The organism is Streptomyces sp. NPDC014889 (assembly GCF_043081205.1).
GTDB lineage: Bacteria > Actinomycetota > Actinomycetes > Streptomycetales > Streptomycetaceae > Streptomyces.
Genome location: NZ_JBIBWH010000014.1, coordinates 176,069 through 188,359 on the forward strand (window position 1 = coordinate 176,069; position 12,291 = coordinate 188,359).

The 12,291-nt window shown below is 73.3% G+C and carries 13 protein-coding genes; 9 read left to right on the forward strand and 4 right to left on the reverse strand.

Annotated elements, in window-relative coordinates:
• Positions 1 to 169 precede the first annotated feature (169 nt).
• The 6 genes from ACF09J_RS27305 (at position 170) to ACF09J_RS27330 (ending at position 4,989) form a co-directional block, all read left to right on the forward strand.
• Positions 170 to 1,255 (forward strand): S-(hydroxymethyl)mycothiol dehydrogenase, encoded by a 1,086-nt coding sequence (locus tag ACF09J_RS27305; protein WP_392308091.1) that lies wholly within the window; start codon positions 170 to 172, stop codon positions 1,253 to 1,255.
• Entirely contained in the window at positions 1,255 to 1,884 is a 630-nt protein-coding gene (locus ACF09J_RS27310) for an MBL fold metallo-hydrolase (protein WP_392308092.1), read from the forward strand. The genes ACF09J_RS27305 and ACF09J_RS27310 overlap by 1 nt, the downstream gene beginning before the upstream one ends.
• Before the next feature lie 194 nt (positions 1,885 to 2,078).
• Complete coding sequence (locus tag ACF09J_RS27315; protein WP_392308093.1) at positions 2,079 to 2,993, forward strand: SDR family oxidoreductase; 915 nt, start codon at positions 2,079 to 2,081, stop codon at positions 2,991 to 2,993.
• Between the two features lie 85 nt (positions 2,994 to 3,078).
• The gene (locus ACF09J_RS27320) at positions 3,079 to 3,885 is read left to right on the forward strand and encodes an SDR family NAD(P)-dependent oxidoreductase (RefSeq protein WP_392308094.1); all 807 of its coding nucleotides are present in this window, start codon (positions 3,079 to 3,081) and stop codon (positions 3,883 to 3,885) included.
• A gap of 136 nt (positions 3,886 to 4,021) precedes the next feature.
• Positions 4,022 to 4,717 carry a L,D-transpeptidase family protein gene (locus ACF09J_RS27325; RefSeq protein WP_392308095.1) on the forward strand — a complete coding sequence of 232 codons (696 nt, stop codon included), beginning with the start codon at positions 4,022 to 4,024 and terminating at the stop codon, positions 4,715 to 4,717.
• Between the two features lie 86 nt (positions 4,718 to 4,803).
• Positions 4,804 to 4,989 (forward strand): hypothetical protein, encoded by a 186-nt coding sequence (locus ACF09J_RS27330; RefSeq protein WP_392308096.1) that lies wholly within the window; start codon positions 4,804 to 4,806, stop codon positions 4,987 to 4,989.
• Between the two features lie 72 nt (positions 4,990 to 5,061).
• On the opposite strand, the gene ACF09J_RS27335 is transcribed toward ACF09J_RS27330, so the two are convergent.
• Together ACF09J_RS27335 and ACF09J_RS27340 are read right to left on the reverse strand one after the other, a co-directional pair.
• Positions 5,062 to 6,444: a S1 family peptidase gene (locus ACF09J_RS27335; RefSeq protein WP_392308097.1), complete on the reverse strand. Its 1,383-nt coding sequence runs from the start codon at positions 6,442 to 6,444 to the stop codon at positions 5,062 to 5,064.
• A gap of 132 nt (positions 6,445 to 6,576) precedes the next feature.
• Positions 6,577 to 7,596, reverse strand: a complete 1,020-nt coding sequence (locus ACF09J_RS27340) for a DUF3800 domain-containing protein (RefSeq protein WP_392308149.1) — start codon at positions 7,594 to 7,596, stop codon at positions 6,577 to 6,579.
• A 224-nt stretch (positions 7,597 to 7,820) separates the two neighbouring features.
• On the opposite strand from ACF09J_RS27340, the gene ACF09J_RS27345 reads away from it, so the two are divergent.
• Positions 7,821 to 9,101 carry a glycosyltransferase 87 family protein gene (locus ACF09J_RS27345; protein ID WP_392308098.1) on the forward strand — a complete coding sequence of 427 codons (1,281 nt, stop codon included), beginning with the start codon at positions 7,821 to 7,823 and terminating at the stop codon, positions 9,099 to 9,101.
• Positions 9,102 to 9,148: 47 nt separating this feature from the next.
• Here the strand turns inward: ACF09J_RS27345 and ACF09J_RS27350 are convergent, their stop codons facing one another.
• Together ACF09J_RS27350 and ACF09J_RS27355 are read right to left on the reverse strand one after the other, a co-directional pair.
• Positions 9,149 to 9,562 (reverse strand): Zn-ribbon domain-containing OB-fold protein, encoded by a 414-nt coding sequence (locus ACF09J_RS27350; protein WP_392308099.1) that lies wholly within the window; start codon positions 9,560 to 9,562, stop codon positions 9,149 to 9,151.
• Positions 9,563 to 9,709: 147 nt separating this feature from the next.
• Positions 9,710 to 10,471 (reverse strand): TetR family transcriptional regulator, encoded by a 762-nt coding sequence (locus ACF09J_RS27355; protein WP_392308100.1) that lies wholly within the window; start codon positions 10,469 to 10,471, stop codon positions 9,710 to 9,712.
• 162 nt (positions 10,472 to 10,633) lie between these two features.
• On the opposite strand from ACF09J_RS27355, the gene ACF09J_RS27360 reads away from it, so the two are divergent.
• Positions 10,634 to 11,464, forward strand: a complete 831-nt coding sequence (locus ACF09J_RS27360; RefSeq protein ID WP_392308101.1) for a hypothetical protein — start codon at positions 10,634 to 10,636, stop codon at positions 11,462 to 11,464.
• A 104-nt stretch (positions 11,465 to 11,568) separates the two neighbouring features.
• On the forward strand, positions 11,569 to 12,234 hold the full coding sequence (locus ACF09J_RS27365) for a peptidoglycan-binding protein (RefSeq protein ID WP_392308102.1): 666 nt from the start codon (positions 11,569 to 11,571) through the stop codon (positions 12,232 to 12,234).
• The last annotated feature ends 57 nt before the right edge of the window (positions 12,235 to 12,291 follow it).

A 12,291-nucleotide genomic window follows, 5' to 3' on the forward strand; every position in this document is an offset into this window, starting at 1 on the left:
GTCCCGTGTCCGGGCGGGCCCGGACGGCGTTGACCCAGCGCCCACCGGGCCGGGCATGCGCGACTCGCCCGCCCGTCCCCGCAGATCAGAGGCCCCCTCGGTGCCCCTTACCGATCCGTCGGACGTAGGGTCGGGGGACGTACACCGCTCGACGGAAGGGACCACCACCATGGCGCAGGAAGTGCGCGGCGTGATCGCACCCGGCAAGAACGAACCGGTGCGGGTCGAGACGATCGTCGTGCCGGACCCGGGGCCGGGAGAGGCCGTCGTACGGATCCAGGCCTGCGGCGTCTGCCACACGGACCTGCACTACAAGCAGGGCGGAATCAACGACGAGTTCCCGTTCCTGCTCGGCCACGAGGCCGCCGGCGTCGTGGAGTCGGTCGGCGACGACGTCACCGACGTCGCGCCCGGCGACTTCGTCATCCTCAACTGGCGGGCCGTGTGCGGCAAGTGCCGCGCCTGTCTGCGCGGGCGGCCCTGGTACTGCTTCGGCACCCACAACGCGCGCCAGCGCATGACCCTGACCGACGGCACCGAACTCTCCCCGGCGCTCGGGATCGGCGCGTTCGCCGAGAAGACCCTGGTGGCGGCCGGTCAGTGCACCAAGGTCGACCCGTCGGTCTCCCCGGCCGTGGCCGGGCTGCTGGGCTGCGGCGTGATGGCCGGCATCGGCGCGGCCATCAACACCGGCAACGTCGGCCGCGGCGACTCGGTCGCCGTCATCGGCTGCGGCGGTGTCGGCGACGCGGCGATCGCCGGTGCGTACCTGGCGGGCGCGGCGAAGGTCATCGCCGTCGACATCGACGACCGCAAGCTGGAGACCGCCCGCACCATGGGCGCCACGCACACGGTCAACTCCAAGGACAACGACCCGGTCGAGGCGATCCGCGAGCTGACCGGCGGCTTCGGCGCCGACGTCGTCATCGAGGCGGTCGGCCGCCCCGAGACGTACCAGCAGGCCTTCTACGCCCGCGACCTGGCCGGCACGGTCGTCCTGGTCGGCGTGCCGACCCCGGAGATGAAGCTGGAGCTGCCGCTGCTCGACGTCTTCGGGCGCGGCGGGGCGCTGAAGTCGAGCTGGTACGGCGACTGCCTGCCCTCCCGGGACTTCCCCATGCTCATCGACCTGCACCTGCAAGGGCGCCTGCCGCTGGACAAGTTCGTCACCGAGACCATCCAGCTGGACGAGGTGGAGAAGGCGTTCGAGCGGATGCACCACGGCGACGTGCTGCGCTCGGTGGTGGTGCTCTGATGGCGACCCGTATCGAACGCCTCGTCACCTCCGGGCAGTTCACGCTCGACGGCGGCACGTGGGACGTCGACAACAACGTGTGGATCGTCGGCGACGACCATGAGGCCGTCGTCATCGACGCCGCCCACGACGCCGAGGCCATCGCCGCGGCCGTCGGCGACCGCCGGCTGACGGCCATCGTGTGCACCCACGCCCACAACGACCACATCGACGCGGCCCCGGCGCTCGCCGACCTCACCGGCGCGACGATCTGGCTGCACGCCGACGACCTGCCGCTGTGGAAGATGACCCACCCGAACCGGGACCCCGACGAGCACCTGGTCGACGGCCAGGTCATCGAGGCGGCCGGCGCCGACCTGAAGGTCCTGCACACGCCGGGCCACGCACCGGGCGCGATCTGCCTGTACGACCCCGGACTCGGCGTGGTCTTCACCGGCGACACGCTCTTCCAGGGCGGTCCCGGCGCCACCGGGCGTTCCTACTCCCACTTCCCGACGATCATCGACTCGATCCGCGACCGCCTGCTGGCGCTGCCGCCCGAGACGAAGGTCCTCACCGGACACGGCGACCCGACCACCATCGGCGCCGAGGCCCCGCATCTCCAGGAGTGGATCGCCCGCGGGCACTGACGGAGCAGGACCGGACCGGGCGGATCGGGAGACCACGGAGCCCGGGGAACGGGCCGTACGAGACCGGGAGGTTCGTACGGCCCGTTCCGTGTTTCCCGGGTTCCGGGGTTTCCCCGAAAAGACGACAGAAGCTGTCCGGTTTCCCCGGCATGCTGGGCGACGGCATCGACGGAGAACACATCGGGAGGTCGGACATGCCGGGCCCACTGGAAGGCAAGGTCGCGCTGGTCGCGGGGGCGACGCGGGGAGCGGGCCGGGGAATCGCGGTGGAGCTCGGCGCGGCCGGCGCCACCGTGTACGTCACCGGACGCAGCACCCGCGCCCGCCGCTCGGAGTACGACCGCCCGGAGACCATCGAGGACACCGCCGACCTGGTCACCGGGGCCGGCGGCCACGGCATCGCCGTACCGGCCGACCATCTGGAGCCCGACCAGGTCCGCGCGCTCGTGGACCGCGTCGCGCGCGAGCAGGGCCGGCTCGACGTGCTCGTCAACGACATCTGGGGCGCGGAGCACCTCTTCGCCTGGGACACCCCGGTGTGGGAGCACGATCTCGACAAGGGTCTGCGGCTGCTCCGGCTCGCGGTGGAGACGCACGCGGTCACCAGCCACCACGCCCTGCCGCTGATGCTGCGTCACCCCGGCGGCCTGGTGGTGGAGATGACCGACGGCACCGCCGAGTACAACCGCGACACGTACCGCGTCAACTTCTTCTACGACCTCGCCAAGACGTCCGTTCTGCGCATGGCCTTCGCGCTCGGCCACGAACTCGGCCCGCGCGGCGCCACCGCGGTGGCCGTCACCCCCGGCTGGCTGCGTTCGGAGCTGATGCTCGACCATTTCGGGGTCCGTGAGGACAACTGGCGCGACGCCCTGGACCGCGTCCCGCACTTCGCCATCTCCGAGACTCCGCGCTTCGTGGGCCGCGCCGTCGCCGCCCTGGCCGCGGACCCCGAGGTGGCCCGGTGGAACGGCCGGTCCCTCTCCAGCGGCCAACTCGCCCGGGTCTACGGCTTCACCGACCTCGACGGCAGCCGCCCCGACGCCTGGCGCTACCTCGTCGAGGTCCAGGACGCGGGCCGGCCCGCCGATCCGACCGGCTACCGCTGAACGGGCCCCGCCGACACCGGCGAACGCGCGCCGCTCGTACGCGCCCTGACTGCCCGTAAGGCCCTTCGGGCAGTAGGTTCGGCGCATGACAGACAGCGGGCGATTCGACGGGTACGGGGTTCTCATCACCGGCGCGGGCCGGGGCATCGGCGCGGCCACCGCGCGCAGGCTGGCCGAGGAGGGCGCCGGGGTGCTGGTCACCGACGTGGACGGGGAGGTGGCGGAGCGGACGGCGGCGGCGCTGCGCGAGCGCGGACTCACCGCGCGGGCGCACGCGTTGGACGTCGCGGACCGGGACGCGGTCCCGGCGGCCGTGGAACTGGCCGCCCGCACCTTCGGATCCCTCGACGTGCTGGTCAACTGCGCGGCCCACTGCACGCCCGACACCCCGCTGTTCGAGGACGACCCCGAAGCGGTGTGGGCCCGCGACCTCGACGTCACCCTGACCGGCGCCTACCGCTGCTGCCGCGCCGCCCTGCCCCACCTGGCGGCCGGCGGCAGGGGAGCGATCGTCAGCATCGGCTCGGTCAACGGCGTCCAGGACTTCGGCAACCACGGCTACAGCGCGGCCAAGGCGGGTCTTGCCTCGCTCACCCGCACCCTCGCGGGACACGCCGCCGCCCGCGGGGTCCGCGTCAACCTGGTGGTGCCGGGCACGGTCCGCACCTCGGCCTGGGAGGGCCGGGAGGCCGAACTCGACCGGGTCCGCGACCTGTACCCGCTGGGCCGGGTCGGCGAACCGGAGGACATCGCCGCCGCGGTGGCCTTCCTCGCCTCCCGCGACGCGGCCTGGATCACCGGCACCACGCTGACCGTCGACGGCGGCCTCACCGCGGTCAACACGGCTTTCCGCGCGGCCGTGCAGGAGGAGCGGGAGGAGGCGGACACCTGAACACGCCCTGTACGGACCTGAACTGAGGGGCCGTTGTCACCGTTTCGTCTCAGCGCGTCCCGCTGCGCAACCGATGTGCCCCGCCATGGGTCTAGGTGTCGGGAAGTGCCGGAACGCACCGAGGGGCAGGGCCGTCATGAGAGACATCGGCAGGCGGGGAGCGGTCGTACTGGGCGTCACGGGGCTGGTGGCGCCGCTGACACTCGCGCTGGGTACCGCACCGGCGCAGGCGGCGAGTTGTACGACGCAGGCGGGGCCGTACCAGAAGAAGGTGGAGAAGTTCCTCGGGCGGCCGGTGGACGGACGGCAGTCGGCCGCCGACTGCAAGGCCATCAGGGCCTTCCAGAACAAGCACGGCATCACGCCGAACATCGGCTACGCGGGGCCCGTCACCTGGGGCGTGATGGACCTCATGAACAAGCAGAAGGCCGTGGGCAAGAAGCCCAACAAGAGCGGCAAGTGCCCGGTCAACAAGGGCCGTATCGCCTGCGTCGACCTCACCCTCCAGATCAGCTGGATCCAGGACGGCGGCCGGCTCGTCTACGGGCCGGTGCCGGTGCGCACCGGACGCAAGGGGTACACCACCCGCACCGGCCTGAAGAAGATCTACTGGCGGCACATCGACCACTACTCCACCCTCTACAACGTGCGGATGCCCTACAGCCAGTTCTTCGACGGCGGCCAGGCCTTCCACTCCGTCAGCCTGAGCGTGTGGAACCCGCCCGGTTCGCACGGCTGCGTGAACATGACGACGAAGGACGCCAAGAAGTACTGGTCGCTGCTGAAGAAGGGCGACGACGTCTTCGTCTACGGCCGCAAGCCGGGCACCTGACCTGCTCAATTGACGTGATGAGCAACACGGTCCGATATGTCCGTATCGCTCGTACTTATTCACAGCGCCTTCACGTCGGGCGGCATATGCTTCACGGCATGTCCACCAGTGTTGAACCCGTCTCCGAGCGATCGGCCGCGGAGGTCAACGAGGAGATCCGGGCGCTGTGGCTCAGGTCGGGCGGGATACTGACCACCGAGCAGCGCGAGGAGTACCAGCGCCTGGTGATGGAGTGGGCCGCGGCCGCCCCGCAGTCCGCGAGGGCGGCCTGAGCCGGCCCTGGCCTCCGCCCTCCCACCTCCGCCTTCGGCCCGGTCGTCCCCGTCCGCCGTCCACGTCCTTCATCAGCTCCACGTCGCCGAGTAGTACCGCTCGTAGGCCTTCCGGTCCCGTTCCGCACGGATCCAGCGGGTGGCCACCAGCGCGATCAGACTGCCGCCCATGACCAGAAGACCGGGGCCGACGTTCCGCGGGTCGGAGAGCCGCGAGAGCAGCGCGGTCCCGTCGGCGATGCCGGACACCGGTGCCGAGGAGCCGGGGGAGGCCGCTCCGGGCGCGATGGCGCTGTGGGTCGCCGGGGCGGACGGCTCCACGCCCGGAGCGCCGCCCTGCCGCCCCTCGGACACGATCAGCCGCACATCGAGCGCGGAGAGCGCCTTGGTGACCGGCTGGAAGAACGTCGTACCGCCCGTCGTGCAGTCGCCGCTGCCGCCCGAGGTCACTCCCAGGGCGATGCCCTCGGAGAACAGCGGACCGCCGCTGTCGCCCGGCTCGGCGCACACCGTGGTCCGGATGAGACCGGTCACGGCGCCCTCGGGGTAGTTCACGGTCGCGTCCAGACCGGTCACCTCGCCGTCGCGCAGCCCGCTCGTGCTGCCGCTGCGGAACACCCGCTGCCCCACGGCCGCGTCCCCCGCCCCTGTGATCCGTACGCCGTTGCCGCCGCCGATCGCCACCACGTCGGCGCCCTGGCCCGCGCTGCCGGAGTCGTACCGCACCAGCGAGAAGTCACCACCGGGGAAGGAGCCGGCGACCGTCCTGCCGAGCTGCTGATCGCCCTGGCCGTCGGCGAACCAGACGGACCCGTCGGGCCCGCAGTGGCCCGCGGTGAGGATGTAGTCGCTCCGCCCGTCGGTCACGTTGAAACCGGCCGAGCAGCGCCCGCCGGTCGACAGGATGGGCTGCGCCCCGTTGAGACGGGTGGTGAAGGTGCCCTTGGTGCGCTCCATGCGCACAAAGCCGCCGATCCTGCTCGTGACCTCGGTCATCCGGGCCCAGTCGGCTGCGGAGACCGTGCTGTCGCCCTCGACCGTCACCTGGTTGGCGCGGTAGTCCATCACCCAGGCCGTCCCGGTCACCCGGGGAGCCGCGCGCAGCGTCGCGGTCGCCGCCTTCAGCTCGTTCATGCTGTGCCGCACCATCTTCGCCTCGGCGCCCGCCCGCCGTACCTCAGCGGCCGCCCGCTCGTCGGTGACGGCGACCACCGGACGCCCGTCGGAGCCGATCCAGCTTCCCGCCGTGCGGGAGGCGCCCAGCCGGGCCACCAGGCCGGCGCCCGACGTGTCCGACGTGGCGGCCGGCCCCGCGGTGCCGCGTGCGGCGGCGGAGGCGTCGGGAGGCTCGCTCGCCATCGCCGCCTGCGCGACCATCGCTCCTCCCAGGAGAAGTCCCGCGACGGCCGTCAGCCGTGTCACCCGCCGGACGACCCGTCGTCGTGCGTGCCCCATGCATGGCTCCCGAACCCGAACGCGCGGCCTCAACACCGCGGAGCGCTACGGCGCGTTGAGCGCCCCCTCCTCCATACGTGGCGCGGCGCGGCCGTGTTCAGCGGCCGGGTGATCTTCCTCGGGCGGGCCCGTTCAGCAGGGGAGCCGCGCCCCCGAGCCGGCCCGCGGCTCCCGGCCGGGACCGTCCGGGAGCGGGCCGAGGCGGGCCAGGCTCGGGGCGTCCCCCCAGACGGAGGCCGCACCGACGTAGGGGCGCAGCAGCGCGGTGAGCACCGGGTCGCCGTACCCGTTCAGCTCGTCGGAGGCGAGCTTGCGGGCGACGCCGGCGAGGAAATCGGCGAGCTGCACCCGAGGATCGCTCCGCGAGTGGACGAGTTCCACGCCGTCCAGGGCCACCCCCTGCTGCCGGGCCGTCCGCAGGAGCCAGTCGACGCGGTCGGGGGTGAGCATGTTCTGCCGGTCGTGCACGAGCCGCACGGCGATGCCCGGGGCGCTCCACAGCGCGGCCGTCCGCACGATCGCGGGCAGCAGCGGGTTGAGCACGGGGATCAGGAGCGGACCCGCGGCGACCCGGGCCCGGTAGGCCTCGGCGCGCTCACGGCTGCCGGTCAGCCGCTCCACGACCGCCTCGGCCGGTTCGGAAGCCTCCCACGCCGCCGTGCACCGCAGCTCCTCGACACAGGTGAAGAAGGCGACCACCGGGTCCGCGGGATCCGCGTCGCTCCTGGCCCGCAGCAGCCGGTTGGCCGCCCGAAGGAACCGCCGCCAGCCGTCCGCGCCGAGGGCCTCCCGGCCCGCCCCGTACAGGGCGGCCGCCCCGTTCGCGTCCCCGAGCAGCAGGTCCAGGGCCCGGTCCACCACGAAGAACGCCTTCTCGGTGAGGTCGACGCGGGCGTGCCCGTACATCGGCCCGGTGGGGGAGAGCACCCACTCCAGCACCGCCCGGTGCTTCTCCCGCAGCAGATGGTTGGCCTTGTACTCCTCCGCAGGCGAGCGGATCCGGTGCCGTATCTCCTGTACGCACCCGGCGGCGGCCTCCACCGGGAGCAGCACGCTGGCGTGCGCGAAGACATCGGTGTTGCCGTCGGTGAGGTTCTCGCCGTCCGACCCCGACTCGTCGCAGGCGACCTCCCGTACCCCGTCCCGCGCCATCCGCCCGCCCCCGTCCTCGTCGTCCCGGAACACAGCCCGAGTCTCCCACCCCCACGCCCGGCCCAGGGCGTGCGAGCCCGGCGAGATCCCGAACGAGGGCCGACCGCGTGGCAGCCGCCGTACGCGGTACCCGCTGGGCTAAGGTCTCTCGTTCGGGTCATGTCGGCCGAACCGGACGAAAGGCCCGGATGTGCGGGGCGTGGCGAGACGACGGGGCTGGTGCGGTGAAGGAGATCTGGGCCAGGAGCCAGGGGGTCCGGGTCAGGAGCCGGGGGATCGGGCAGTGGCTCACCGGCCATGCCGGCTGGTGCCTGGCCGCCTCCGTGGCGGTGCACGTCGCCGCCGTCGTCACCCACCCGACGCATCCGCTGGACCTGCGCGTCTACCGCGAGGCCGCGCCGCACGTCCTCTCCGGCGGCCTGTACGACTACGCGCTGCACACCACCCCGCCCATCCCGCGGCTGCCGTTCACCTACCCGCCCTTCGCCGCACTGGTGTTCCTGCCGCTGTCGCGGCTTCCCTGGACGGTGCTGGTCGCGCTCTGGCAGACGCTGTCCGTGGCGGCCCTGGTCGTCGTCGCCGTGTGCGCGGTACGGCTGCTGGGTCCGCGTCCCGGCGGCCCGGGGCGGCAGCAGGCGCTGCTCTGGGCCGCCGCCGGGCTGTGGCTGGAACCCGTGCGCCACACCCTCGACCAGGGGCAGGTCAACCTGCTGCTGGGTGCCGTGGTCCTTTGGGGTCTTGCCGTGCCGCGCGCGGCGCCGGGCAGAGGAGCGGGGGTGGGCCTGGCCGCGGCGGTGAAGCTGACCCCGGCCGTCGGCGGACTCTATCTGCTGGCGACCCGGCAGTGGCGGGCCGCCGCGTGGGCGGTCGTGGCCGCGGCCCTGGCGACCGCGCTCGCCTGGGGCATCGCCCCGCGCGAGTCCGCCCGCTACTGGTCCGGGCTGGTCACGGACACCGGCAGGGTCGGCCCGGTCCGGTCGGTGCGCAACCAGTCGCTGCGCGGGGCCGTCGCCAGGCTGCTCGGCCAGGACGCCACCGCCGCCGTGGTCCTTTGGGCCGTGCTCGCCCTGGTGACCGTGGCGCTGGCCTGTGCCGTGCGTGCGGGCCTGCGGCGGCACGATCCGCTCGGCGTGCTGGTCGCCGTGGAGCTGTACGGGCTGCTGGTGAGTCCCGTCTCGTGGAGCCATCACTGGATCTGGTGCCTGCCCGCCATGATCTGGCTGGCCCACGGACCGCTTCGCCGCCGCCTGCTCAGCCGGGTCGTGCTCGGGTCGTGGGCCGTGGTCACCGTCGCCCGCGTGGTGCCCTTCCTGATCGGCGCCGAGGACCACGAGGTCCGCCCCGGTGCCTATCCGGCGCTGCTGGCCTGGCCCGGCTGCGTCTACGCCGGGTGCGCCGTGCTGACGCTCGCCGCCGTGGCGCTCGGACCCGGGGGAGCCGGCCGGCCGGTCCTCGCACGCGACGGTGCGAGGGAGCGGGATCGCTCGGAGATCGCGGGCGGTTGACCGCCGGTCACCTCAGGGCGCTGTCCGCCGGCACCGGATGCCGTCCGTCAGCTCCAGGCGCCGTAGGACTCGTCGACGAGCTGGAACACCGGCTCGCCGCGCACCGGGTCCTTCGCCATGGACAGCCGTACCCGGTCACCGCCGTGGATGCCGATGGGCGGCCCCATGACCCGGCCCCGCACGACGAAGCCCTCGCTCATCTCGACCAGCGAAACATTGCGCGCGGCGGGGGAGTTGCGGTTCACCACCGTGGAATGGCGGACCGTGCCCGTCCCCGCGCTGCGCTCGGTGCGCAGGTCGCTGCCCCGGCAGACCGGGCACAGCAGCCGGTGGTACACGGCCGTGCCGCACCAGGCGCAGCGCTGGAAGTACAGGGCCTGCGCGTCGCGGGCCGCGGGCGCGAGAAGGCCGGTCGTGGCGCCGGCCGCCCGAGGAACGGTGTTTCCTGAGAGGTAGTGCACGCTGGTCAACTCCCTGCGCTGGGCCGGAATCCCGCGTGCGCGGCGCACCCGGGCACGCACGTGCGCGGTGGGTGGCGCCACCGTGCACGGTCACAGCGTATGGCACTGGGTGTCACTCGTAAATGCACTGCGTACCCTCAATTGCCGTCAGCCCGGGGGCGTACGGCCCTCCGCCAGCGCCGTCTCGACCTCCCGCACCACCTGCCACAGGGGTGCTCCGCGCCGTGCGACCACGACGACCACGTCGTCCTGCGCGGCACCGGGCCGCCGTTCGGGGCGGGGGGCCGCCGGATCGCGGAAGGCCGCCTGCACATGGTTCAGCGCGTGGTCCACCGCGGCGCCCGCGTCGCCCCGTCCGTCCGAACGCAGCCACGAGCGCAGGGCGTTGTTGTGCGCGGCCACCACCGCCGCCGCGATCACGTCCGCCCGCAGCGTCCCGTCGCGCCGCCCCGCGAACCTGGTCCGCAGATAGCCGGCCAGGGCGCGCTCGTAGCGCCACACCACCGACAACTCGTAGGCGCGCAGCCCCGGTACGCGCTTGGTGATCCGGTAGCGCTGGACGGAGAACGCCGGGTCCTCCGTGTACGTCCGCAGGACCAGCCGGGCGGCGTCGCAGGCCCGCCGCACGGGCTCGTCCTCGTCGCCGCCGGCCGCCAGGAAGGCCGTCATGTCGGCCAGATACCGCTCGTGGTCGGGGAAGACCACATCCTCCTTGGAGGGGAAGTAGCGGAAGAACGACCGCCGTCCGACCCCGGCGAGCGCCACGATGTCGTCGACGGTGGTCTGTTCGTAGCCGCGTTCCAGGAACAGCCGGAACGCCGCCGCCACGAGGGCCTCCCGCATGGCCGGCCGCCCGGCCGCGACCCGCGCCTTCTCACCGCGGCGGGACGCGGCAGTGCTGGAGCTCATGAACGGGAACGTAGCACCCGCAGGGGCTCGGATGGCACTCCGTGCAGCCTGATGAGGGAACCGAGTGCAACGGGGAGCAGTGGACGGTCCGCGCAGTAACCTTTCCCCACCCTCGCTCGCTCCTCGTCCGCTCCACCGGACACCTCGCTCCAGGAGACGCCCATGCCGCCCGTTCGCCCCCGTCTGCTCTACGTCACCGACCTGGCCTACCCGGCCCGCGGGCGCCGCTACTGCGACGAGGACATCCGGCTCACCTCCCGCCTGCGCGAGGACTTCGACCTGGCCCTGTGCAATCCCCGGGACGCCGCCGCGCTGATGGACGCCTTCGACGCCGTCGTCGTCCGCAACAGCGGACCCGTCCTGGAGTACCAGGCGGCCTACGACGACTTCCGGGCCCGGGCGCTGGACCGGAAGACCCGCGTCTACAACCCGCTCACCGGACGCGCGGACATGGCGGGCAAGCAGTACCTCCTCGACCTCAGCGCCGCCGGCCGCCCGGTCATCCCCACCGTCGACCGCCCCGAGGACCTGCACCGGCTGCCCGCCGCCGACCGCTACGTGGTCAAGCCCAAGATGGGCGCCGACTCCATAGGCCTGCGCACCGTCACCGCCGCCGAACTGCCCGGCCTCGCCGACGGCGGCGTCCTCGTCCAGCCGCGGATCGAGTTCGCCTACGAGGTCTCGTTCTACTTCGTCGACCACGACCTCCAGTACGCCCTGTACGCCCCCGACCCGGAGCGGCGCTGGGAGCTGCGCCCCTACGAACCCTCCCGCGAGGACCTGGAGTTCGCCCGGGGCTTCGTCGAGTGGAACACCCTCGCCCACGGCATCCAGCGGGTCGACGCCTGCCGTGCCCCGAGCGGCGAACTGCTGCTGGTCGAACTGGAGGACCTCAACCCCTACCTGTCCCTGGACGCCGTCGACGACACACGCCGGGAGGCCTTCGTCGCCGCGATGAAGTCGTCCCTGCACCGCTTTCTCGCCGCCGGGTGAGCCACCGCCGTCCGCCGCGCCGCGGGCGGCGGTGAACCGGCCGGGCGGCGGCCGCGTATCACTCCCCGGGATGGGGCCCGGACGCAGAGCGTAAGGAGTGCAGTGTGCCGACACCGCCCGGACACGGACAGCCGCACGGCGGGGAGCCCCTGGAGCCGGTACGCGTCATCCGGCCCAGACGGACCGACGCCCTCGCCGACCTCATGCGGGAGTTCAGGGAGTACGAGCGGGACGCCACCGGCGGGCTCGGGGAGGACGCGGCGACCGAGGAGCTCCACGTCACACCGGCCGGAGCCCCCGCGCCCCGCCGCGTGCCCGTCCGCGAGCCTGTCGGAGCGGGGCGCTCGCTGCCCTGGGTCGCGGTCGCCGTCGCCGTCGCCGCGCTGCTCGGTTTCGGCTGCGCGCTCCTGCTTCCCGTCCGGGGTGAGGCCGCCGGCACGGCGGCGGTCCCGCCGAGCCCGTCCGCGAGCGCCGCCGCCTCGCCCACCCGGGCCGCGCCCCCCGTCGCCACCGCGGCGACCGATCCGGACGGCCCCGGCACCCTGCGCGAGGGGGACAGCGGCCCGGACGTCACCGCACTGCAGGAACGCCTGCTGCGCGTCCCGGACGTCTACCGCGACGGCTCCACCAGCGGCAGCTACGACGGCGAACTGAAGGAGGCCGTCGCCCGCTTCCAGCTCTGGTACGGCATCAGCGGCGACGAGACCGGCGTCTACGGCGACGACACCCGCCGTGCCCTGGAGTCCCGCACGACGGCCGACGGCGGATGAAGCGGCCGGACGCGGCCGCGGCGAACGGCGAGCGGGACGGGTGCGGTGACGGCCGCG